Source organism: Anaeromyxobacter oryzisoli (genome assembly GCF_022690765.1).
Classification (GTDB): domain Bacteria; phylum Myxococcota; class Myxococcia; order Myxococcales; family Anaeromyxobacteraceae; genus Anaeromyxobacter; species Anaeromyxobacter oryzisoli.
Window position 1 is genome coordinate 40,389 of sequence record NZ_JALCZA010000002.1, and the last position, 22,473, is coordinate 62,861.

22 protein-coding genes are annotated in these 22,473 nt (G+C 69.4%); 16 read left to right on the top strand and 6 right to left on the bottom strand.

Annotated elements, in window-relative coordinates:
- Positions 1-458: 458 nt before the first annotated feature.
- From MNZ27_RS00905 to MNZ27_RS00950, 10 genes are all read left to right on the top strand, one after another.
- Positions 459-1,790, top strand: a complete 1,332-nt coding sequence (locus tag MNZ27_RS00905) for a replication-relaxation family protein (RefSeq protein WP_242392133.1) — start codon at positions 459-461, stop codon at positions 1,788-1,790.
- Positions 1,791-2,766: 976 nt separating this feature from the next.
- Positions 2,767-4,470 carry a ParB/RepB/Spo0J family partition protein gene (locus MNZ27_RS00910; RefSeq protein ID WP_242392134.1) on the top strand — a complete coding sequence of 568 codons (1,704 nt, stop codon included), beginning with the start codon at positions 2,767-2,769 and terminating at the stop codon, positions 4,468-4,470.
- A 284-nt stretch (positions 4,471-4,754) separates the two neighbouring features.
- The gene (locus tag MNZ27_RS00915; protein ID WP_242392135.1) at positions 4,755-5,630 is read left to right on the top strand and encodes a DUF6744 family protein; all 876 of its coding nucleotides are present in this window, start codon (positions 4,755-4,757) and stop codon (positions 5,628-5,630) included.
- Between the two features lie 19 nt (positions 5,631-5,649).
- Positions 5,650-6,798: an AAA family ATPase gene (locus MNZ27_RS00920; RefSeq protein WP_242392136.1), complete on the top strand. Its 1,149-nt coding sequence runs from the start codon at positions 5,650-5,652 to the stop codon at positions 6,796-6,798.
- Between the two features lie 146 nt (positions 6,799-6,944).
- Positions 6,945-8,201 (top strand): vWA domain-containing protein, encoded by a 1,257-nt coding sequence (locus MNZ27_RS00925; protein WP_242392137.1) that lies wholly within the window; start codon positions 6,945-6,947, stop codon positions 8,199-8,201.
- Between the two features lie 238 nt (positions 8,202-8,439).
- Positions 8,440-8,610, top strand: a complete 171-nt coding sequence (locus tag MNZ27_RS00930; RefSeq protein ID WP_242392138.1) for a hypothetical protein — start codon at positions 8,440-8,442, stop codon at positions 8,608-8,610.
- 399 nt (positions 8,611-9,009) lie between these two features.
- Positions 9,010-9,420: a single-stranded DNA-binding protein gene (locus MNZ27_RS00935; RefSeq protein WP_242392139.1), complete on the top strand. Its 411-nt coding sequence runs from the start codon at positions 9,010-9,012 to the stop codon at positions 9,418-9,420.
- Between the two features lie 575 nt (positions 9,421-9,995).
- Positions 9,996-10,481 carry a hypothetical protein gene (locus MNZ27_RS00940; protein ID WP_242392140.1) on the top strand — a complete coding sequence of 162 codons (486 nt, stop codon included), beginning with the start codon at positions 9,996-9,998 and terminating at the stop codon, positions 10,479-10,481.
- A gap of 447 nt (positions 10,482-10,928) precedes the next feature.
- Positions 10,929-11,501 (top strand): JAB domain-containing protein, encoded by a 573-nt coding sequence (locus MNZ27_RS00945; protein ID WP_242392141.1) that lies wholly within the window; start codon positions 10,929-10,931, stop codon positions 11,499-11,501.
- A gap of 48 nt (positions 11,502-11,549) precedes the next feature.
- Entirely contained in the window at positions 11,550-12,353 is an 804-nt protein-coding gene (locus tag MNZ27_RS00950) for a hypothetical protein (RefSeq protein WP_242392142.1), read from the top strand.
- Between the two features lie 40 nt (positions 12,354-12,393).
- On the opposite strand, the gene MNZ27_RS00955 is transcribed toward MNZ27_RS00950, so the two are convergent.
- The 3 genes from MNZ27_RS00955 to MNZ27_RS00965 are packed head-to-tail and all read right to left on the bottom strand — an operon-like array spanning position 12,394 to position 15,814.
- Positions 12,394-13,587, bottom strand: coding sequence for a tyrosine-type recombinase/integrase (locus tag MNZ27_RS00955; protein WP_242392143.1), 1,194 nt, complete (start codon positions 13,585-13,587; stop codon positions 12,394-12,396).
- Entirely contained in the window at positions 13,584-14,534 is a 951-nt protein-coding gene (locus tag MNZ27_RS00960) for a tyrosine-type recombinase/integrase (RefSeq protein WP_242392144.1), read from the bottom strand. The genes MNZ27_RS00955 and MNZ27_RS00960 overlap by 4 nt, the downstream gene beginning before the upstream one ends.
- Positions 14,531-15,814: a tyrosine-type recombinase/integrase gene (locus MNZ27_RS00965; protein ID WP_242392145.1), complete on the bottom strand. Its 1,284-nt coding sequence runs from the start codon at positions 15,812-15,814 to the stop codon at positions 14,531-14,533. Before MNZ27_RS00965 ends, MNZ27_RS00960 begins: the two co-directional genes overlap by 4 nt.
- A 257-nt stretch (positions 15,815-16,071) precedes the next feature.
- Here MNZ27_RS00965 and radC point away from each other — a divergent pair, with 257 nt between their 5' ends.
- The 6 genes from radC (at position 16,072) to MNZ27_RS00995 (ending at position 20,003) form a co-directional block, all read left to right on the top strand.
- Positions 16,072-16,740: a RadC family protein gene (gene radC, locus MNZ27_RS00970; protein WP_242392146.1), complete on the top strand. Its 669-nt coding sequence runs from the start codon at positions 16,072-16,074 to the stop codon at positions 16,738-16,740.
- Between the two features lie 126 nt (positions 16,741-16,866).
- Complete coding sequence (locus MNZ27_RS00975) at positions 16,867-17,022, top strand: JAB domain-containing protein (protein ID WP_408629672.1); 156 nt, start codon at positions 16,867-16,869, stop codon at positions 17,020-17,022.
- Between the two features lie 363 nt (positions 17,023-17,385).
- Entirely contained in the window at positions 17,386-18,315 is a 930-nt protein-coding gene (locus MNZ27_RS00980) for an ATP-dependent DNA ligase (protein WP_242392148.1), read from the top strand.
- A gap of 315 nt (positions 18,316-18,630) precedes the next feature.
- Complete coding sequence (locus tag MNZ27_RS00985) at positions 18,631-18,930, top strand: hypothetical protein (protein ID WP_242392149.1); 300 nt, start codon at positions 18,631-18,633, stop codon at positions 18,928-18,930.
- Positions 18,931-18,934: 4 nt separating this feature from the next.
- Positions 18,935-19,429 (top strand): single-stranded DNA-binding protein, encoded by a 495-nt coding sequence (ssb, locus tag MNZ27_RS00990; protein ID WP_242392150.1) that lies wholly within the window; start codon positions 18,935-18,937, stop codon positions 19,427-19,429.
- 37 nt (positions 19,430-19,466) lie between these two features.
- Entirely contained in the window at positions 19,467-20,003 is a 537-nt protein-coding gene (locus MNZ27_RS00995) for a lytic transglycosylase domain-containing protein (protein WP_242392151.1), read from the top strand.
- A gap of 43 nt (positions 20,004-20,046) precedes the next feature.
- On the opposite strand, the gene MNZ27_RS01000 is transcribed toward MNZ27_RS00995, so the two are convergent.
- Genes MNZ27_RS01000 through dnaG form a run of 3 tightly spaced genes read right to left on the bottom strand, consistent with a single transcriptional unit; the run spans position 20,047 to position 22,414 of the window.
- Positions 20,047-20,619, bottom strand: a complete 573-nt coding sequence (locus MNZ27_RS01000) for a zeta toxin family protein (protein WP_242392152.1) — start codon at positions 20,617-20,619, stop codon at positions 20,047-20,049.
- Positions 20,616-21,059 (bottom strand): ParD-like family protein, encoded by a 444-nt coding sequence (locus tag MNZ27_RS01005; protein ID WP_242392153.1) that lies wholly within the window; start codon positions 21,057-21,059, stop codon positions 20,616-20,618. The genes MNZ27_RS01000 and MNZ27_RS01005 overlap by 4 nt, the downstream gene beginning before the upstream one ends.
- Entirely contained in the window at positions 21,056-22,414 is a 1,359-nt protein-coding gene (gene dnaG, locus MNZ27_RS01010; protein WP_242392154.1) for a DNA primase, read from the bottom strand. Before dnaG ends, MNZ27_RS01005 begins: the two co-directional genes overlap by 4 nt.
- Between the last annotated feature and the right edge of the window lie 59 nt (positions 22,415-22,473).

Below are 22,473 nucleotides of genomic sequence, written 5' to 3' on the forward strand. Positions count from 1 at the left end.
GGAGAGAGGAGGAAGAGAAAGAAAGAAGGAAAGAGTGAGAGGTGAAGTTGGTGGGTGATGGTGAGGTGGGGAATAGGAGTAAAGGAAAGAGTTAAGAAGAAGAAAGAAACAATTGTGGTGGTGACGTAATTGGTGGGCCGAGGTGGCGGGGTTGGTGGGAGTGGCGTGGTTCGGGGCGAAGCGAGCAGAGCAGGGGGAACCAGGGCAACGAGTCAAGACATCGCTGACACATCGGTGAAGGCTCGATGGTTCGGAATCGAGAAAGGGCGGGGTGCTGTCTCGTGGAGGCCGAGGCGACGAATAAGCGGGCTGAAAGAACCGGAGGGGAAGAGTCGATGCTTGGGGCGAATGAGGTCGCAGGGCTCGCCGTTCGGGCTGCAGTCGATACGGTCCCGAAATCGGCAGGCGCGAGCGCTCGATTCACGGTCTCGCTAGTGCTCGGGCCCGACGCTGCACCGATGGAGGAGAAAGATCTCGTCGCGGCCGTGCGGCAGCGGCTCAAGGCCGAGGGGCCCGCCGTCCGTTACTCGATCGACGTCGAGCGCTGCGCGGAAGGGACGAGCCGCGTCCAAGTCTGCGAGCGGGTCGAAGCGGTCACCTTGACGGCGCGCGACTACGACGTGCTCGGCTTCCTCGCCATCGCGCGGCGCCTTACGGCGGATCAGCTCATCGCGCTTTCGTTCCCTGGTCGGCACATCACGATCGCCTACCGGCGTCTGGCGATGCTCGCCGCTGCGCGTCCAGGCGGGGGTGGGTATGTCCGGCAGGACTTCTTCTTTGGTGCGCGGCAGGAACGAGCGAAGGTGGCCGCCTGGGCGGTGACCAACGACGGGTACAACGCCGTCGCACCGCTCCTCCCGTACCTGCGGGCGTACTCGACGACACCCGCGGTCGTGGCGAACCTCCAGCACGACCTCTGGCTGAATGATCTGTTCGTCGCGATGGCGACCGCGCGAGGGGCTCCGGTCAGCCCCGGCGATCTGCCGTTCCGGTGGCTGTGCGATACCGACCGGCCGATCGCTTTCCGGACGCTCGACGACAACGCGGCGTTCAAGACGAACCTGTTGCGCCCGGACGCGATCGTCGAGCTGCCGTTCGCGCAACGCCGCATTTTCATCGAGGCGGAGCGGGGGACGCACACGATCTCGCCCATGAGCACCATGAACGCCGGTGCGACGACCATGAAGGCGCGCCGCTACGGGCTCTTCGTCGCCGCGCCGATCGGCGCCGAAGCCCAGACCACTGCGTACCGATCGACGTTCCCGGACGGGTACCGTCCGGAGCTGCTCTTCCTTGTCCACTCGGAATGGCGCCGCGTGCACGTGCTCGAGGCGCTCCAGGCCGAGCACGCGAAGGACGCGAATCCGCCAGACTTCCCGGTGCACGTCATGACCTTCGACAAAGCGCGGGAGCTCCTGACGTCGGCCCTCCCTGCTGGCTGGACTCCGGCTTTCTCGGTGGCAAGGCCGCGGGCGCAGGCGAGGCCGGCTGCAGAGAAGTCGGTCGCGGCGACCGGGCTCAAGCCGGCGCCCAGGGCGCGGGTCAGGGTCGGCGACGCGCAGCTCCTAAAGGACGGGTTCAACGTCCTTCTGGATGAGCTCAAGTCGCGAGGGGGTACGAAGGACCTCCGAGCCGAAGTGAGAAGCACTGTTCGAAAGACTCGCGAGTTCATCGTCTGGCTCGTCGAAGGCGCCGCCGCAGGGTCGAGCAAGACGTGGTCGGGGGCAGAGAAACGCCAGACGCGCCCGACAGTCGCACCGTCCGACGAGGGGAATCGGAAGAGCGGCTGACCGCTGCAGTGAGCTGAGCGCGAGCCCCCGTGGCGACTGCGGGCAAGGCGGCGCCCCGCCGCGACCGATGCGTGGCGCCCGTTGGGGAGCGGCCCGAGGCAGGACCGCGCAGGCGCGCCGATGAAGCCGGCGCCTGCGCGCGGTCCGCCTGAGGAGCGGGTAGCGCGATGCCGGCCGCCCGTCGGCCAACGGCCCAAGGCTGGACCGCGCCCGCGCGCCGATGAAGCCGGCGCCGGCGCACGGTCCACCTGACGACCGGTGCCGCGATGCGCGCGCTCCTCGGCGAACGGCCCCGAAGGCTGGACCGCGCCCGCGCGCCGATGATGCTGGCGCCGGCGCGCGGTCCGCCTGACGACCGGTGCAGCGAAGCGCACGCTCCTCGGCGAATGGCACCGAGGCTGGACCGCGCCCGCGCGCCGATGATGCTGGCGCCGGCGCGCGGTCCGCCTGACGACCGGTGCCGCGATGCGCGCGCTCCTCGGCGAATGGCACCGAGGCGGGACCGCGCCTGCACGCCGATGAGGCTGGCGCCGGCGCGCGGTCCGCCTGAGGACCGGGCAGAGTGGTCCGGCCGCCCGTCGGCGAGCGGGGCCGAGGCTGGACCGCGCCCGCGCGCCGGTGAAGCTGGCGCTGGCGCGCGGTCCGCCTGACGACCGGGCAGAGTGTTCCGCTCGCCCGTCGGCGAGCGGCGCCGAGGCAGGACCGCGCCGGCGCGCCGGTGAAGCTGGCGCTGGCGTGCGGTCCGCCTGACGACCGGGCAGGGTGGTCCGCCGCCCGTCGGCGAGCGGCCCCGAGGCGGGACCGCGCCAGCGCGCCGTGACGCCGGCGCGGCGCGCGGTCCGCCTGACGCCAGCCGTCCGATGAGTAGGCGGAGTCGGTGTGTCACCCGCCATGCGTGCTGACGTCAGCGTCTGCACCGCGCCGCCCTGCGGGCGAGGCGGCGCGGTGCCGCCGCGAACCATCAAGGAGACTCCACATGAGCACGAGTACCACCAGCGCGAAGAAGGCTCGGTCTGCAACGAGAGCCCCCTCGAAGAGCGCGCAGCCGTTGCCGGTCCAGCTCGTCGCACTCGACGACATCGACCCGTCGCCCCTGAACCGTGACTCGCGCAACATCGACGAGCTCGTCGCGTCGGTGCGAGAGCACGGCGTCCAGCAGCCGATCAAGCTGCGGCCGCAGGGGTCGCGCTTCGAGATCGTCTACGGCGAGCGGCGCTTCCGCGCGGCGAAGAAGGTCGGCCTGAAGGCGATTCCTGCCACCGTCGAGAAGCTGACCGACGAAGAGGCGCACGAGCTCCGGATCGTCGAGAACGCCTGCCGCGAGAATCCACACCCGATGGAGGAGGCCGAAGCCTACGAGGACCTGCTCGCGATGAAGGGCGCCCGCGGGAAGCCCTTCCACACCGCTGAGTCCCTCGCGGAGCTCGTCGGCCGCTCCGCGCAGTACGTGTACGCGCGCCTCAAGCTCACCGCGCTCGGGCCGGCCATGCGCAAGGCGTTCTGGGGCGGCGAGCTCACCACCGGCGCTGCGTTCCTGGTGGCCCGGGCCATCCCGCTGGTACTGCAGGAGGAGGCCCTCGCGGAGTTCCGCGAGGCGTTCGCGGAGGGGGAGGAGGGCGCGGCGTTCCCGACCGAGGAGCTCGCCCATCTCATCGAGCAGAAGTACCTCACCCGGCTCGACCGTGCCCCGTTCAGCCTCAAGGACGCGAAGCTCGTCCGGGAAGCTGGGGCCTGCACCACCTGCGCGAAGCGCAGCGGGAACCAGCCCGCGCTCTTCCCCGACGACACCCCCAAGGACACCTGCACGGATGCGGTCTGCTTCCGGAGCAAGCTCGGGGCGCACCGGCAGAAGCTCGGGGAGGACGTGGTCGCGAAGGGCGGCGCGGTGCTGACCGAGCACCAGTCGAACGAGATCTACAAGGGCACGGTACAGCTCCCCTGGAACAGCAAGTACGTCGATGCCGACTTGCCGTGCTACGACGACCCGGAGCGGCGCACCTGGCGCAAGCTCCTTGGCGATCTCTGCCCCAAGCCGACGCTCGCCACGGATCCGACGGGCGTTCCCCACGCGCTCCTCCTCAAGGCGGACGCTCTCGCCGCGCTCGAGCAGGCCGGAGTCGAGTTCGGTCGGCGGCTGAAGGCGCCGGCCTCCGCGCCAGGCACTCCGGACGGGTTATCCGCGGATACCAGTGGCGAAGCGGGACAGGACCCCAGCGAGCCCGTCGACGCAGCTGCGGCGCGAGCTGCAGCGCTCGTCCGCCGCGTGACGATCAGCAACGTCCTCGCCGCGATCGTCGCCGCAGCGGAGGCGCGGCCGGCGGACGATCCGACCTTCGCGAGCCTCATCTTCGAGGCGATGGCGCACGGGGGATATCACGACGCCATCGCGGACACGGTGAAGCGTCGCGGCCTCGAGCGAGGCAAGGGCGAAGCCCCCGAGACCACTCTCACGGCTCACGCTCGTTCCCTCGATGGGAGAGGCCTGCGCGCGCTGATCCTCGAGCTGGCGCTCGCGCGTGGCGCGTACTTCGCCTGGTCGACCAAGTACTCCGAGCGCACGACGGCAGCGGCTGCGGCGTATGCCGTCGATCTGGACGCGATCGAGAAGGCGAGCGGCGACCAGATCGCAGCGCGACGCGCGGAGCGTGCCGCGCGGAAGGCGAAGAAGGTCGCCGCGTAAGCTTCCGCGCGACAGCCGTTGTCCTCGCCCGACGGCGGCCACGAAACTAGTCGGTGTGAACGTGTCGCAGAGCTCGACGTCGCTCCCTGTGGCGTCGAGCACACCGCACCCCCGGGGCTCACGCCCCGGGGGTTTTCAACTGCCCACCGTGCAGTTGCTCTCCCTTCATCTGCAATGAGCCGCGTCCTTGGCCGCGGTGTCAGCAGCCCCTGGCGTAGGCGGCACCTGCGCCGCCGCCTCTGCGAGGCGGCGCGGTGCCGCCCCACTCGCACAGGGAGAACCGCATGTCACTGGACCTCATTCGCTCGTACACGCTCAATGCCGGGAGGCACGTCGGCGATCTTCTCTGGTGGACGCTCACCGACGCTCGGATCACCCGCTCGCTCCTCGAATCCGTCTGGGCGAACGCAGGGCTCGCGGCGGGGCTCTTGCCCGAGCCGCCCACTCCGGAGAAGGCGCTCAAGACCGCCGTCCGTGAGTCGCAGGTCGGCCAGCATGACCACCTCCTGCGCCTCGGCAAGGAGGACGAGGACGAGATCGTCTTCGCGGTCATGGTGGAGGCGCGCGACAGCGCCGGGAACGTCTCGCTGACCCAGGAGGCGCGGGTCCGGCTCGACCGGCACGCCCCCGCGAAGCTCGACTCGGATCGGCCGGGGCACGACCTCGTCGTTTCGATCTCGACCGCCTACGACCGCCTCCTCACGACGCACACGGCGGACGACGTCCGCCGTGCGCTCGTGAAGACGCTCAACTGCTGCGCCGCCGTCACGCTGCGCGAGAACGGCGGCGTGTACTGGGTTCCGGCGCCCTACGCCGAGACCTTGCGCCAGCTCCAGCGGGCGGTCTCGAACATCGGCGCCTCGCGCCTCGACGTGGTGCCGATCCACGCGAGCGCAGAAGCCACCGCGGCGCTCGGGCACGCGGCGCGCACCTCCATCGACGAGGAGATCAGCGTGCTGCGCGCCGAGATCGAGGGCTTCCTCATCGCTCCGCCGGAGCGAGCCTCCACGCTCGCGCGGCGCCTCGAGACGTTCGAGGCCCTCCGCTCGAAGGCCCGCCTCTACCACACCGTCCTCCAGGTCCAGGTCCAGGACCTCGAGACCGCGCTCAACAAGCTGACCCTCCAGGTGGAGGGGCTGCTCCAGACCAAGGCCGCCTGATCGGAAGGGAGGATCGACCATGACTACGACTGCACTCTCGCAGCTCCAGCAGCTTCGCACCGACCTCGCCAAGAGGTTCCCCGAACGCCGAGAGGCGATCGAGGGCGCCCTCGCGGCCGTGCTCGCCGGCGAGCACGTGCTCTTCCTCGGGCCGCCTGGCACCGCGAAGAGCGCGCTCGTGCGCGCCATCGCGCAGGCCTTCGGCGGGAGCTACTTCGAGCGCCTGCTCACGAAGTTCTCCACACCCGAGGAGCTCTTCGGCCCGATCAGCCTCAAGGCCCTCGAGCAGGACCGGTACCAGCGGGTCACGACGGCCAAGCTGCCGGAAGCGGAGTTCGCGTTCGTCGACGAGGTCTTCAAGGCGAACTCGGCCATCCTGAACTCGCTGCTCACAGCCATGAACGAGCGCCTGTTCCACAACGATTGCGCGCCCATGCAGATGCCGCTCGTGTCGCTCTTCGGCGCCTCGAACGAGCTGCCGGAGGGGAAGGAGCTCGAGGCGCTGTTCGACCGGTTCCTGCTCCGCTTCGACGTGCAGTACCTCCTGCGGCCGAGCAACTTCCGCGCGGTCCTCGTCGCTCCGGAGCCGACGGCCTCGGTCGCGCTCTCAATGACGACGCTGCGCGAGGCGCAGGCGCAGGTGGCGAAGGTTCGCGTGACGGACGACACCCTCCAGGCGCTCATCAGCATCCGCGATAGCTGCAAGGCCGAAGGGATCATCGCGTCGGACCGCCGCTGGAAGAAGACCTTGAAGATCGTGCAGGCCAGCGCCTACCTCGCCGGCGAGGCCAGCACCACCCCGGAGGACCTCCTCGGACTCACGCACGCGCTCTGGCGCGAGCCGAAGGAGTACTCGAAGGTCGCGCACCTCGTCGGTCAGCTGGCGGACCCGGTGAGCGCCAAGGCGGCCGAGGTGCTCGACGCCGCGCGCGAGACCGCGGCGCGCGTCGCTGCTCTGCGCGGTACCGATCGCAAGAGCTACCTCGCCCAGGCAGCTCAGGCGCTGGAGGAGTTCAAGGCGCAGCAGGACAAGCTGAAGGAGCTCCGGAGCGCAGCGGGACCTCGCGCGAAGCAGGCGCTCGGCGATGCCGACCAGGAGATCGGACAGCTCCACTACGACCTCGCGCGGGCTCTCAGCGCTGGCCTGGGTCTGGGCGGGGGGCGGTGAGAGTCGCCAGGCGCGCCCTCGTGCGAGCCCGCCTGCGGCCGCCGCTTTCGCTGGGGCGGCCGCGAGCGGGCCACGCGCCGCGTTCGGTAGCCAACCGGAGACTTCACATGAAACGACTCCTCTTCGACGTATCGAGATGGCACCTCATGCTGCATCGCGAGCACCGGCAGATGCCGCGCGCGAACGACCGAGACGGCCCCTCGCTCCGGCTTGAGGATGAGCTGTTCGAGCGCCTCTACACCGGGGAAGGGGAGCGGCTCCCTCCGGGGAAGACGAATCCGGCCTTCCGGCCCTGGGCCGAGCGCATCCACGCGACCTGTGACCGGCTCCCTGCGTTCGCGCGGCTCGCGGCAGAGTGCCGGGGAGATTCGGCGGCCGCGGCCGCCGCGGTTGAGACGCTCCTCCGGGAGATGAACGTCCCGCCACCCGAGCAGCCACCTTCGCCGGAGGCGCCGGGGTCGAGCAAAGACCCACTGCGGCGCCCGCTCGCAGCCGCCTGCGCGCAGGCGGCGCGCGCGGTCGAGGAGCTGCGGGACGCGAGCGAGGGACTCGCGCAGGTCGACTTAAATGGCGGGCACGCCCCTGGCGTCGGGACGGAGCAGGGCGTTCCCGGCGAGAACCCTGCGGTGAGGCCCCTCGCGGCGAGGCTCAAGAATGATCAGCGGCTCCGCCGCATCGCGGCGCTCGCCGGACGGTTCAAGCGCATCGCCGCCAACAAGCGCCGCTCCCGCGTGAAGCACGGCGCGGACGAGATCACGGACGTCGAACAGGGGGCGGACCTCGCGCGAGCGCTGCCGGCCGAGCTCTCGAAGCTCTCGCATCGCCTACTCCGCCTCGACTTCATGCGCGCCATGCTGGAGCGCCAGGTGCTCCAGTACCAGCTCGCGGGCACAGCAGTGCTCGGCAAGGGCCCGCTCGTCGTGCTGCTCGACAAGAGCGGCTCCATGGACGGGCCGCGCGACGTCTGGGCGACGGCGCTCGCGCTGGCGCTGCTCGACCACGCGCAGCGCGAGCGGCGGATGTACGCGCTGATGGGGTTCGATGGCGGCGTGAAGTTCGAGGCGGTCGTCAGGCCGGGCGAGCCGATCCCGGAGGAGGGGCTCTTCGTCAGCTGCGGGGGAGGGACCGAAATTGGCGTGGCGCTCAAGCGCGGGCTCGAGATCATCCGGGGCCACCCCGGTGCGCTCAGGAAGGCCGACATCGTGCTCGTCACCGACGGAGGCTCGGACCCGAGCTCGGCGCCGGCGCTCCGCACAGATGCGGCGGCGCTCGGCGTCACCATCCTGGGGCTCGGGATCGGGGTCGAACGGGAGTGGCTCCTGCCGTGGTGCGACGAGGTGCACGCCGTCGCCGACCTGTCGACCGTGGACGACTCGAGCGCCGCTGCGCTCTTCGCCGCGTAGGAGCCGGGACGCCGCCGGCTGGCCACAGCGCCTCCTGGACGCGCGCGAGTGGTCCGCCTAACGGCGCGCCGCCGCTCCGCCGGGGCAAGGCCCGCGCCATCTCGCGAACAGCCTCGGTGGCACGGGCCTGCAGGGCGGAGCGGCGGCAACGGCGGACCCTCGCGCGCTGTGAGGCCGGCACCGCGCCGCCCGTGCCGGGCGAGGCGGCGCGGTGCCGCCCACCACAGGGAGTCGCAAGATGGCCAGCCTGGTTCCGACGCAGCCGATGCTCCACCACGAGGTCGAAGAGGAGTTCAGCCACGTGCAGCTCGAGATCGTTCACTGCGAGCTGTGCGGCGATTATCACCCGCCCGATTTGCACCTGACCCGCTTCACGCCGTACGACGACGAGGAGCCCGCCGAGGCCTGAGCGCGCCGAGATCCTGCGCCGCGGTGGCCGTTCGCGGCGGCCGGGGCCCTGTCGCGGGGGCGCCGGCGCTGCAAGTGCTGGAGCCTCTCGACCCCAGAGCTTGAGAGCCGCGCGGTGCGCGGCCCTGTTCTGCTGCGCCTGCGCCAGAGAGGCTTGGGCACCCGGACGAAATTGGAGTGCCCGTGGAGAGCGGTGCGACCGGTTGCGGGGGGGGACCGGCCGAGCCCCGCCCTCCTCCAGGCTCGGTGAGCATGTGAGCCCGCTTCCGAGTGCGCCCCCAAGGAACACCAAAGCGCTGGTCTTCCGTCGTTCGCGAGTCACCGCGTTGTCGCTTTGGCGGCGCCGCGCCGCCCAGCGGGCGAGGCGGCGCAGTGCCGCCCACGCGAATGGGAGAACGTCATGGTGAACAAGGTGATCCTCGTCGGATTCGTCGGAAACGATGTGGAGGTCTCGTACACGCCGGGTGGGCAGGCGGTCGTGAAGCTGCGCCTCGCCACGTCCCGCGGCTGGACCGATCGGGACTCGGGCCAGCGCAAGACGGAGACGGAGTGGCACGACGTGGAGGTCTGGGGGAAGCGCGCCGAGGCCTGCGGCGAGCACCTCGCGAAGGGGAGCCGCGTGTACGTCGAGGGCCGCATCAAGACCGACTTCTGGAAGGACAAGCAGAGCGGCGACAATCGCTCGCGCGTGAAGATCGTCGCCGACCAGGTGACGTTCCTGGGTCGTGGAGCGCGCGGGGAGTCCGCGGAGCCCGGCGGCGCGAACGAGGAGGAAGCAGCGCCAGCACCCCTGGCGGATGTCGCTGCTTAGCCGGCAGACTTCATTCGCGACACGCGCCGCGGTCGGCGAGCGGCGCGGTGTCGCTTCAACCACAAGGAGGCCACGGCCGTGGCACGCATCGCAAGCAAGTTGCTAGAGGAACAGCTGGTTCTCGCGCGCAGGATCCTGAGCCCACAGCGGGCTCCCGGTCACGACCTCGCGAAGGACGTGATGCGGCTCGCGAGCGTCGCGCTCGAGCTGCATCAGAGGCTCAGCACCGGGACCCCATTCCCGAGCGCTTGGCTCTCGCCACGAAAGCCTCCCTTGGAGGCGAGCCAGGCGGGCAGCAAGGTCTGCTGACGAAGCTGCGCGTCTGCTGGGCCCGTGGCTTCAGCCTGTCGCCTTCTCCCTGCAGGACGACGTCGGGCGGCGGCTAGAAGCGCCTCGGGCGCCGGGTGCGTCGGCCGCGCCAGCGAGCGCGAACAGCCGCGCTCGCCGTCACGTCCTCCGACAGGCCCGTCGCTTCGGCAACGCCGCCGCCCGCCGTCGCGAGGGCCGGCACCGCCCCGCCCATGCCTGGGCGAGGCGGCGCGGTGCCGCCCCCAATGAGCAGGGAGATGCCAACGATGAAGCCCTTCACCATCCTCGGGTACAGCGCGAACGACGAGGTCTTCTGCCCCGGGTGCCTGCGAGCGACGACCGGCCTCGCGCCTTCCGATGTCGATTACAACGGCCGGCCGATCCTGCCGCTCTACGCCGCCGATTCGTCCGTCCAGGAGGAGTGCTGCACGTACTGCGGTGTCTCGCTCCTCGAGCTGCGGCTCGTCGGTGACGCCGAGCGAGCTCGGAGCGCGCCGGAGCTGCACGTCGAGAAGACGCGCCACCGCGGCCGCCAGCCCGCCCTCCGCTTCGACCGCAAGCCGCCGGCGAACATCCTCAGGGACCTGAAGGACGCCGGATGGCGCTGGGATCCTGCGGCGGGACTCTGGTGGTGGCCGAAGGGAGCCCCGGTGCCTGTTCCGCCATCGCTCGGCCTCCCGCTGCCTCGGCTGGGGATCGCCGCCCGCGCGCCGATCGTCCGGAAGCGCGCGTTGGTCGCTGCCAGCGCGTGAGCAGCGCCAGGGGCGCGCCCGCAGCCCCAGCATGCCTGAAGAGCGCCGTTGGGGGGATCAGAGGATCCCGCTCCGCGGGCCTTCCAACGAGTGCATCCGCCCCACGTGGGCGTCAGCCTTGGCTCTGCGGGGTGAGACCAAGCCGCGCAGGCTGGCATGAGCTCATACCGACCGCCGGTGGTGTCGCCGCTTCGCGGCGCCGGCGGTCGTAGCCGAATCGCGGCTATCGCCGCAGCAAGCGCGGTGGCGCGCCGGCCGTCGGCGCGCCGGATGTTCTGATGCGTAGCTCGCGCCGGCCGATCTCGTCCTTCCACGCTCTTCGGTGTCCGCAGTCCCACGTGACAGTCCGCATTCGCGTCCTCGCCGCGGTCGTCACTCGCTCCGCTGGCCTGGGGGAGGGCGAGGGCTGCTGCTTCAGCAGCCTAAACCCGAACCGGGGAGGCCGACATGTTGGCGGTGCACGAGCGGATGTTCACGAGCGGCGCGCGGGCGATGAGCGACGAAGAACTCCTCCGCGCAGTCACGGGATGCGAACTGGGGAGCAGCACGCTCGCCGCGGTCTCCTCGATGGAGATCGCCGAGCTGGCCTGGTCGTCGGCGGGCGAGTTGGCGATGCGGCTTGCTCTCACGAAGCAGCGCGCGGCGATGCTGGCGGCGGCCTTCGAGCTGGGGCGGCGTGGGGCCTGGAGCCCGCCGAAGCGGGGGGAGCGGGTGCTCGATCCGGGTCGCGTCTACGAACTGATGCGCCCGCTCGCGCACGCGCCGGTGGAGGAGTTTCACGTGGTCCTGCTCGACGTGCGGGGCCGGCTTCTGCGGACGGAGCGCATCGCGCAGGGGTCGCTCACGCAGTGCCCAGTGAACCCGCGCGACGTCTTCCGGACGGCAGTGCGCGAGGCGGCGCATGGCATCGTGTTCGTCCATAATCACCCAAGCTCGGTTATGCGCAGGTCTCTGTTACGCGCAGTTAGTCGGCGGAGTGCACGTCTCGAGAGTCTTTCGTGCCACTCTGGGAGAACATAATTAGGCGAGTTCCCCCCTCCGGCGACGAGCCTGCTAGGCTCTCCCGCCATGTCCTGGTTCCACCGCAAGGGGAAGCCGATCCTGCGCGCCATGTGGGGAGGGCGAGAGCTCGCACGGATAACCAAGGAGCAGGTCCCAGTGGAGGTCACGCCCGAGGCCGGGGTTCCTGACCAGGAGGCCTGCACCCTCGTCCTGGTCGGCAGCGGGGGGCAGGAATGGAGCTACGACATCGCGTCGGCGCGCGATGAGGGTGGACGGATGGTCTACTTCTCCGTTCGCGTCCACCCCACGTTCGCAGTCCAGGCCGACTGCGTCGTGGTGGAACGGCCTGGCGACTTCAGGCAAGCCTTCGCCGAAGGGAAGGCGAAGGGTATCCGGTTCCAGCCGCTTTACCTCCCGGAGTGCGAGACCGCTCCCGCCGAACTGATCGGCCGAGGACTGTTCTTCCGTGGGTTCCACTTTCCCGGGAGTGTGACTCCGGGCAACGTCTCGCACGTCGCGATCTGCGACCAGTGCAGGCGCAGCTTCCGGTTCCAATCATTCCACGCGGGCTTTGCCAACCTCGTCTACTTCTACTGTGAGACCGGTACGCACACGCTGGTTGCCAGGAACACCGTCGAGGACGCGCCGCCGCTGCTGGCCCCGGCGGACCCCGTGGCGGTGGCGCGGCTTGAGGCCCGCCTCCCACCGTGCCAGCAGTGCGGGAAGAGCTTCCGCTATGCGAACCCCTTCCGCTGTCCAGGCTGTGGCGCTCCGTACATCGACTTTGAGCGTCACCCCGAGCAGCGCCAGGGTGAGTACTACGGGAACCACCTGTACGGAGACGAGGTCCAGGTCTTTCGCGGACCGTGATCCCGGTCCGCGGCAGGTGGAGCCTGAAGTGGTGGCCGCATCAACGCGGCGGGCATTCGTGAAGTGGCTGGCGACCCGTAGGCAGCCGGGACATCTCTCTGCCGGATCCGCCGACGTCACGACGGACTCGATCGGATGGCCACGTAGCACCAGGCGAGGCCGAACCCGACGGCACCGGATGCGCCGAGGACGCTTGCAGGACCCTCGCCGGCGCGCCCCCCGAGCGCTGCAGCGACTCCAGGAGCTGGATCAGCCGATCCTCTTCCTGTCGGGACGGCCGGCGGCGCCAAGGGCCGAGGGGCGGCAGTGACTCCAGCGTCTGTCGCTTCAGCCTCGAGCTCGCCACGAGATACTTGTTCGTCGTCTCGATGCTCTCATGCCCGAGGAACAGGGCGATCGCCGGTAGGCTCACCCCATTCTCGAGGAGGTGCATGGCCATCGAATGCCGCAGGACGTGAGGAGACACGCGCCTCCCGTGGAGTGACCGGCAGTCCACGCTCGCTCGCAGCACGGCGCGCCGGAGCCGGTCGGCGGCGCCGGACCGGGTGAGCCGCTCGCCCGCCCGCCCTGGGAAGAGCGGGACGACGTCCGGCGCGAGCTGCGCTTCCCACGCGCGCAGGACCGCGGTAGGTCGCGCCGGCAGCACCACCGTGCGCTCCTTGCGGCCCTTCCCGCGGATCCTGATGCGCCCCTCCCTGCCGGCGAGGTCGGCATCCCTCCGGTCCATCCCGGTGAACTCCGAGACGCGCGCGGCCGAGAAGTACGCGGTGAGCAGCATCGCGTGGTCCCGCTGGCCGTACCATTCGGGCGTGTTCGCGGCTTCGAGGACCGCCTCCAGCTCCTCTCGCGTGAGGAACCCAACGAGCGGCTCGTCGTGGCGCTTGTGCGGGATCTTGAGCACCTGCTCGACGACCTGGAGGCTCGAGGGCTGCCGCGCGCCGATGTACTTGAAGAACGACTTCAGCGCGGCGAGCCGCTGGTTTCGTGTCCTGGGCTCGTTCCCCCTTCGCTGCTCCAGGTGCTTCAGGAACTCGAGAATGGTCGCCGCGTTCCAGTCCTCCAGGCGAAGCGCCCCGATGTTCATCCCACGCTCGCCGGCGCAGTAGTTGACGAGGAGCCGCAGCGTCGTCGCGTAGCTCTCGACGGTGCGCGTGCTCGCGCCGCGCTCGATGGGAAGGTGCTCGACGAGGAAGCGCTCGACGAGGAGCGCCAGCGTGGGCTCGTGCCGCCTCATAGCACCGTGCTCCCTGCTCGCAGGCCCGCAAGGCGTTCCATGTTGCCGGTGATGAGGTGGCTCAGCTCCGGCACCGCCGATAGGTACCAGTACGTGCTCTCCGGCTTCGCGTGCCCGAGGTAGGCGGTGAGCGCCGGCATCTCCACGTCGACGTCCTTGCCCGCCCGGATCCAGTCGAGGAGCGTTCGAACTGCGAAGGTGTGCCGGAGATCATGAACCCGAGGTAGAGGCCGCGCGCGCCATCCCAGCGTCCTTCGGAGAAAGCAGAACGCCCGGTTCACGTACTGGTACTGGAGCCGCGTCCCGCGCGTCTCGGTCACGAAGAAGGCCGGCGACTTTGGGTCCTTGTGCCGGTGCTCGCGGCGCTCGGAATACGCCACGAGCGCGTCGACGGTGGTCGGCGCGAGCGGCAGCAGCCTCGAGTTGCCGCTCTTGTCCCGGCGCACGAGGAGGGTTCCCTCCCGCAGGTCCACGGCCGTGGTGTCGAGCTGGATGGCTTCCCCGACGCGCATGCCGGTCGCGTCGAGCAGCCCGAAGAACGTGTGCCATGTGTGAGGCCTGAGCTTCGTGACCGGAGGTAACGTGAGGGCGACCTCCATCAGCGCGCGGATCTCGGCCTCCGAGTAGATGTGCACCTGCGTCCGGACGAACCTGCCCCCGAGATAGCCCGGCGGCGGCACGATCACGCCGGGCCTCGACTGGGCGATGCGAGCCAGGAACCGCCGGACCGCCTCGTACCGCTGCGCGATGTACCGCGCGGAGCCTTGTCTCGAGTCGCGCGCCCACGTCACGACCGTGTCGACGTTGATCTCGCGGGGCCTCGTCGCGTCGACGCGTCGAGCGAAGTGCAGGACCACCTCGCGCTCGGTCCGCGGGCGGAAGCCGAGCTTGCGCTTCCAGGCGAAGTAATCCTCCGCCTGCTGGACGAGGGACACGTATCGCGTCATGGCGTGGGGCTCCTCGGGTTGGGACTTCTCGCTGGGATCGGCCATGGACGCGCGATCGCGGCCAGGCGCTGGCGATCGAGCCGGGCGTAGAGCGCGGTCGTCTCGATCGACTTGTGGATGAGGACGTCCGCGATGCTCTTGAGCGGCATTCTCCTCGCCACGAGATGCGTCGCGAGCGAATGGCGCAGCGTGTGCGCGCCCATCGAGACGTGCTCGATTCCCGACCTGCGAAAGGCGCGCGCCACGATCGCCGAGACCGCGCTCGCGGTGAGCCCCTTGTCGTACGGGTAGTTCTCCGCGTGGAACAGGGCATCCCCGGTTCGACGCGGCCGGTACTTGCAGACGTAGGTCAGGAGGGCATCCCGCGCCTCCGACGGGAGTGGGACCTCGTGCGCCCGGCGCGACTTGTTCCTGCGCACGCTCAGGGTGGCTGCCCGTCCGTCGAAGTCCTTCAGGGCCAGCCGAGCGACGTCGCTGCGCCGAAGGCCCGTGCGAGCGAGCACCAGCAGGACCGCTAAGTCCCTCGCCGCGAGGGGCGTGTCCTCGCGGAGCGGCCGGAGCAGAAGCCTGAGCTGCTCGAGCGTGAGCGCCTTCGCCAGCGGCTGGCACTTCCGCGCCTTCGGGCCGCGGATCGACTTCCCGTCGATCCGGGGACCCTCGCCCGTCGTGTCGAGGTACCGGCAGAACGCGCGGAGCGTGTCCGCCATCCACCTCGCCTTCTGGATCTGCTGCTTCTCGGCGAAGCTCGCGACGAGCGCGTTGATCGCGGGCACCGTCAGCTTCCGCACGTCGAAGCGACCGGCGGGCATGAGCACGCCGAGGCCGCCCGCGAGCGTTCTCAGCCGGGTCAGCCGCGTCTCGTCGGCGACGCCTCGCACCTCCTCCAGGTAGGCGCCGAATCTGGCGAGCTCGCTCGCGAAGGGCGGCGGCTTTGGCGCCGGCGCGATCCCTCGCCGCTGAAGGATGCGCAGGAAGGGCTTCATGGCGCTGAACGCGCTGTGCGTCGGCTTCTCCGGAAACGCGCAGTCGCAGCGGGCGTGGGGTGCGCGCGCGAAGGCTCGCAGGTTCTCGAGCGTGAGGTCGGAGCGGCGGAACCGGCGGTGCTCGATGCACCAGGTCAGGTGCCGGGCACCGCGCAGATAGCCTGCGGTCGTGTGGGGGCTGTAGCCCGCGCGGTCCAGCTCGTTCGCGAACTCGTCGAGCGCAGGGAGGAGCGGTCCCTCCTCGATGTAGTCCCTCATGCCGTCGCGACGGGAGAAGTACCTGCCGGCGGTGGTCATGGCCGTGAAGCGTGACACTCACGGTGTACCGCTCAAGAAATCGGACATTGCGAAATCGTCGCAGCCCCGACGCGGAAGAAAGTCCGTGCCTCGGACGCCCGGGCGCTCCGCAGCCGGAGGTGCACGCTCCATGGCTCGCATCTTCCTGAACGTTCGGCGCGGCATCCGGCTCGCATCACCGCTCATCTCCATGCGTCGCGACGACGCGCTGCGGCCTTCGGGCCAGCGCGTCGTCACTTCGCTGGAAGGAGCCACACGTGACCCATCCTGCCGTCCTCTCCGCCTACGACCGTCTCGAGACCGTCGGCGTCCGCGCGTTGTCGGATCAGGAGCTCATCACCTTGCTCCTCGGCCCTGCCGCTGGTGCCAACAGCACCCGCGACGCCGCCCACCGCCTCCTTTCAAACTCTTCCCTCGCTCAGCTCGCCTGGAGCACACCGCAGGAGTTCCAGGCCACGCCTGGAATCGGGCCCACGCGGGCCGCCGCGATCGCCGTCGCGTTCGAGCTCGGACGGCGCGGCGCCTGGGCCGCTCCGAAGCGCGGAGAACGCTGCCTCAGCCCCGATCGCGTCTGGGAGCTGATGCGCCACGTCGCCCACGCGCCGCGCGAGGAGTTCCACGTCGTCCTGCTCGACGTCCGCGGCTCCCTCATCAAGACCGCAAGGATCTCCGAGGGCTCGCTGACACAGTGCCCGGTTTCCCCGCGCGACGTATTCAGCGAGGTGCTCCGCGCCTCGGCGCATGGCGTGGTGTTCGTTCACAACCACCCGAGCAGCTCCGACCCCAGCCCTAGCAGCGAGGACTTCATGTTGACGGAGAGGCTCAGGGCTGCGGCCGAGCTGATCGGGGTCGTGGCGCGCGACCACGTGATCGTCTCCGCCAAGGGCTACTACAGCTTCGTCGAGGCGGGCCGATGGAGCCGCTGACAGAGACCTCTCCCTGCCTCATTATGCGTAGCGACGAAGCAGCGGTTCGCCGACGGCTCAGCGTCACGCCGTCGCGGCTGCGCATAACGACCCGCCGCGCATAACGCCGGTTATGGAACGCAGCGCATAACGGGCGACCCGGCCCCATCACCCGAAGATGCAGACTTGACTGAGCGACTGCGCGCGGCTTCCGAGCTCGTCGGAGTGCTGGCGCGCGACCACGTCATCGTGGCTGCGGGTGGCTACTACAGCTTCTCCGAGGCGGGGCGCTGGCGGCGATGATCGAGCGGCGCGGCCCCGGCGCGTCGGGGCCGCGCTGGGTGAGGACGCGTTACTCACGAACAAGTTCGCTCGTAACACGGTGTGGTGCAGAAGCGGGAGGCAGCTGGGCAGAGGGTGAAGTAGACCTCCCAGATGCGAAATCGAGGAGGTTCCTCAAGGTGACCGTCAACGAACTCGACGACGTTCGCGAGGCGCCTCCGGTGGACTCTGGCCGGCGTCGAAGGCCGTGCTCGCCACCGACTGTAGACGGCCTCTCCGCCCCGCTGCGTTAAGTGCGCGGTTCGCACGGGGCGGCGGTTCGATCGAGCGCTCTCCTGCCCAGCCGCCCTCGACAGGAAACATCGGCGGCGTAGTTGATCGGGCGTGGCGCCGACGGCGATCTCAGGGCGGAACGAGGTAGTTCGGCAACTCCCGGTCTGGCGTGGGCCGCTTGAGGCGGAGCTGGCGCTTACAGCGCGCGCAGAAGCTTTCTCGGCGCGAGGTTGGGTTTTCGAGCTGAAGTACGACGGCTTCCGCCTGCTCGCCTCGAAGGAAAGTAGCGTGGTCCGGCTGCGCTACAGGAGCCGGAAGGACGTGACGAGCGTCTTCCCGGAGGTGGCTGCCGCGATCCGTGCCCTTCCGGCACGCCGCGCCCTGCTCGATGGCGAACTGGTGGTCTTCGGTGCCGACGGGCTGCCCGATTTCGAGGGGCTCCGAGCTCGGGCCTTTGCGAGCGGCAGGACGAACGCGACGCATGACCTGCGGCAGCTGCCGCTGCTAGAGCGGAAGGCCCGCCTCCGCCGCCTCCTTGGTCGCGAGCAGGGGCTTGTGTACGTGGACCACGTCGAAAGTTGTGGCGAGCGGCTCCTCGCCGGCGTTCGCGAGCTGTCGCTGGAAGGCGTCGTCGCGAAGCGGGCCGACTCGCATTACCTGCCCGGCTACAGCGCCGGTTGGCTGAAGTTCAAGATCGAGGAGACTGCGGACTTCGTCATCGTAGGGATCGCCGAGCCGAGCGAAGCCACGTTCTGGAAAGCCGGACTCGTCCTGGCGGCGGTCGGCGGAGGCGGGTTGAGGTACGTGGGGCGCGTGGGGATCGGCGCCGCGCAACTGGCGGTGCTTGATCCCGCGCTGCTCCAGATCCATCGAGAGTCGCCAGCGTGCCGAGGTGCGGGACGTGCTGCGGTCTGGCTGGAGCCATCCCTCGTGGCCGAGGTTCGATTCCTCGCGTCGAGCCGGAGCGGTCTGCGGCACGCGACTTTCGTCCGATTCCGGCCCGACAAGTCGTGGCGCGACTGCGTCTTTCGCGCATCGTGATGCCGGGGACTTGAAGCGGCATATCCCCCGCTGGGCAGGGTTGGAACGTCACTCACTGGACAGGCGTTCAGATAGTATGTTACTCCGCCGGGATGCGGCGAACGACTCGTCCCCCTCCGCCCCCGCTCGATCGGCAGACCGTAGAGTACGCCGTCTCAGTGCTCGAGGAGCGGCTCCGAGCGGTCGAGTCCTACGGGGCTGGCGGCTGCCCGACCTGCCACGATGCCGAGATGCGCGCGGCCATTGCCAAGCTGCGCGAGCTGGCGCAGCAGGCTCGTTGCCAGATAGCATCCACTTGACATCTAGATGGTGAACATGGCGAAACTCACCCCGAGGAAGGGGGATCGCATGTTCCTGTTCCACATCATGTTTGGGGTCGTCGGACTTCTCCTCCGACTCCCGCGACGGCTGTTGCTCGGGCTCGTCCTGTTCGTCCTGGGCCTCGTGCTCCTGGAACTGGTGCACCCCTCGCCGCGGGAACCGGCGCGACGCGCTGCCGCTGCACAGGTGAGCGGTCAGATACCCGAAGCGAGCCGAGCGGCTGGCAAGACACAGCTGCGGCGCGCACACGCGCGTGGCGCTGTCGGAACCGTGCTGGCGGCGAAGGCGGACTGAGGACATGGTCAACAAGGTCATCCTCGTCGGTAACCTCGGCCGAGACCCCGAGGTGCGCCAGGTCGGAGGACAGACCGTCGCGATCCTCCGCCTCGCGACTTCCCGGAGCTGGGTCGACAAGAAGGGCGGGGACCGGAAGCAGGAGCGCGAGTGGCATGACGTCGAGGTATGGGGTCGTCATGGCGAACTCTGCGGCCACTATCTGGCAAAGGGGCGCCAGGTCTACGTCGCGGGGAGGCTCAAGACGGACCGCTGGAAGGACAAGCAGACGGGCCATGATCGAGAGCGTGTGAAGGTGGTCGCTGAGCTCGTCGAGTTCCTTGGTGGCAGCGACAACCACGCTCCTCAGGGAGCCGCGCCGTCGGCCACGCGCTCAGTAGCAACGGCACCGCCCTCACCCCCAGTGGCGGGCGCGGTGGAGGAACCCCCTTCTCCCGCGGACGAAGCCCCTCTGCCAACGCCGCCGCCCGATCTCGATGACCTCGAGCGGATTCCATAGCGGCCGAACTGGTATCGCGGAAATGCCCGTAGCCGACGTGCTCACGCTCCTGCTTCTTCTCTCCAGCGGCGCCCTCGCGCCCGACGGCTTGTACGACCGCCAGATCTCCCAAGCGATCGAAGACGTGAAAGCCGTTCATCCCGTCCCTGCTGCCCTGGTCAAGGCGGTCATCGCGCGGGAGAGCTCCTGGAATCCGCGCGCGGCCTCTCGCGCGGGAGCGCTGGGGCTCATGCAGCTGCTTCCCATGACCGCCGCGAAGGTAGGTGTGTCGCGCGAGGAGCTGTTCGATCCAGCGAAGAACATCCTCGCCGGCGTGCGGCTGCTCGCGGTCCTGCTGCGCCACTACCGAGGCGACGTCATCAGCGCGCTCGTCGCGTACAACGCCCGGCCGCGGCAGCTGTTCGCGCCCATCCCGCGCAACGGCGAAACGCCCGAGTACGTGAAGGCAGTGCTGGCGTACTACGCTCGATACTCGGAGCGCGGCGGCCCCATCGCGCCGCCCGGGCTTGCACCGGCCGTAGGGGACACGAGCGGGAGCTCGCCGCTCCTGCGTTCGACGAAGCTTGAACCGTGAGCGCTACAGGGCGAAGCGCTGTAGACTACGCGTGCGCGTGACATCAGCCCCAAGGCAGCCACTCGGGTAGCGGGCGATTCACGAGTACCGGTGTGCCGGACTCGAACTCAGCGACCTTGTGGAACGGATGGGCCAGGTCGCTGTTGTCGAAGACCAACACATGCGGCAGCTCGTGGATGGCCCGCGCCAGGTTCTCGAGCGTTCGGGGATAACGGGCGATCAGCTTCTCCGTCGGTACGTCGTGTCCGCCCTGGAGCACGCGCATCGAGACGCGCTCGTCGCTCAGTTCAGGCGACTCGAGCCCGATGAAGCACAGCACGACCGTGTACCCGAGCGTGCTCGCGTGTTGCAGGAATTCAAGCTTGTGACCGACCGGGTCGGAGAACACCGTCTCGAAGACGAAGCTCTCGCGCGCGTCGACGAGAGCCTTGCGGAGGCGATCGGCGAGCTCGGCAGCTTCGTAGGCGTCGATCTCGAGTTCTCGCGCGAGGGCGTCGGCGTTCACGAACCGCAGTCCCGCCGCCTCGAGGTGCGCGCCGTAGAACGTCGTCTTGCCGGCTCCGTTCGGTCCGGCGAGCGCGACGATGATGGGACGCGCGTCGAACGGGGACGTCACTGGCGCCCGGCAGGCCGGAACTGCCGGTTGACGAACCGACCGACGGTGCGCGTCCCATCCTCATCGATCTTGACGATGAAGCCGGGCCGCCCGGGCGCTGGCTCGAAGTGCGGATATGGCCCAGCTGCAAGGTGAGCCTTCACCCGCTCGCGTCCGCTCGCCGTGTCGACGGAGCTGAGACAAGCCGAGAGAGGAACGGCCTCCCCGCGCTTCTTGAGCCGCAGGACGGTCTCGGTGCGCAGCACGGGCTCCACGGCGCGCCCGAGCCGCGCCCAGAACTCGATCTGGCTAGCGATCGAGCGCTCGGACGTCTCGCCGACGATGCGAGCATCCAGGACGAGGTTCTCGGAAAGCTTGACGGGCTGGCCCATGCCCGAGGAAAGGTAGCATTTTGCTACCCGGATGCAAGGCCCGCTCTGGTCGCCGTCAAAAGGCTTCATGTTCCGGCCCCTTGGCTTCGCTCCGCACGCGGTCCGGGAGCGCCTGAGCGTGCGCATTGGCGATGTACCTCTTCCCGTACACCTCCGATCTCCAGCGCCAGACGCTGAGCGATCCGGCGCTCGAACGCGGAGCGCGTCAGCCCCTCGGGGAGCGCGGACGCGTGCGGCGCCAGCATGCGGACGATGGCGAGCTTCTGCTCGACGGATGCATGCGTCGCTGCTGCAGTGCCTGTGTGCTTCTCGATGGCCCGGGTGATGAGGTACTCGGTCAGCGAGGGCGCGGATGCAACGAGCGCCTCGAAGCCGGCGCGGCCGTGCGCACGCACGTATTCATCCGGATCGCCCGGGAGCTTTGCCACGCGCGCGGAAAGCCCTGCCTGGAAGATGGCGCCCGCGAGCTGAGGCGGGGCGGCCGCACCGGCTGCGTCCCCGTCGAAGAGCATGACGAGCTCGCGGCATTCGCAGCGCTTCAGCAGCTCGAGGTGCTCGGGAGTGAGCGTGGTCCCGCACACGGCCACCACGTTCCGAACGCCCGCCTGACGAGGCAAGAGGACATCGAAGTAGCCCTCGACGAGGATCGCCACCCCTGACTTGCGGATCGCATCCTTCGCCTGGCCGATGCCGTAGAGGACCCGGCTCTTCTTGTACAGAGCGGTCTCAGGGGTGTTGATGTACTTCGGCCCGGCCTCGTGGCCGAGGGCTCGGCCACCGAAACCAACCACGCGGCCATCGAGGTCGGTGATCGGGAAGATGAGCCGATCGCGGAAGCGGTCGTAGATCCCCTTGCGCCCATCGACGACGACGCCTGCTCGCCCGAGGTCCGCGTTCGAGAGCCCGTTCTTGCCAGCTACGGCGCGGTGCAGGTCGTGCCACTCCTTCACCGCCACGCCGAGTCTGAACTCCCGGGCAGTCGTCTCGTTGACGCCGCGAACGTTCAGGTACCGGCGAGCGTTCTCCCCGGCGCTTCCCCAGAGATTCGAACTCCAATGCGCCGTGGACGCCTCGCACGCGGCGAGCGCACCAGCCTTCTCCTGACGAAGCGGTTCTAGCTGCGAGGAAGCTGTCTCCTGCGAGACGTCGATTCCCAGCTCAGCCGCGAGCTCCCGGACGACAACTGGAAACTCCTTCCCTTGCAGCTTCTGGAGGAACTCGAAGACGTCCCCGTGAGCTCCACACCCGTAGCACCGAAACCGTTTCTTCTCCGCGTAGACGCGGAAGCTCGGGTTCTTGTCGGCATGGAACGGACAGGTGCCGGAGAAGCTCGACCCGCTCTTGCGCAGCTTCGTGTGGCGACCGATCACGATCACGGCGTCCAAGCGCGCTCGCACCTCTTCGATGACCGAATCCGGAATCATGGCGTCTCCTATGGTGCAGCGACGTCGGCGCTCCTCCAGACGACCGAGCCGCGTGATAG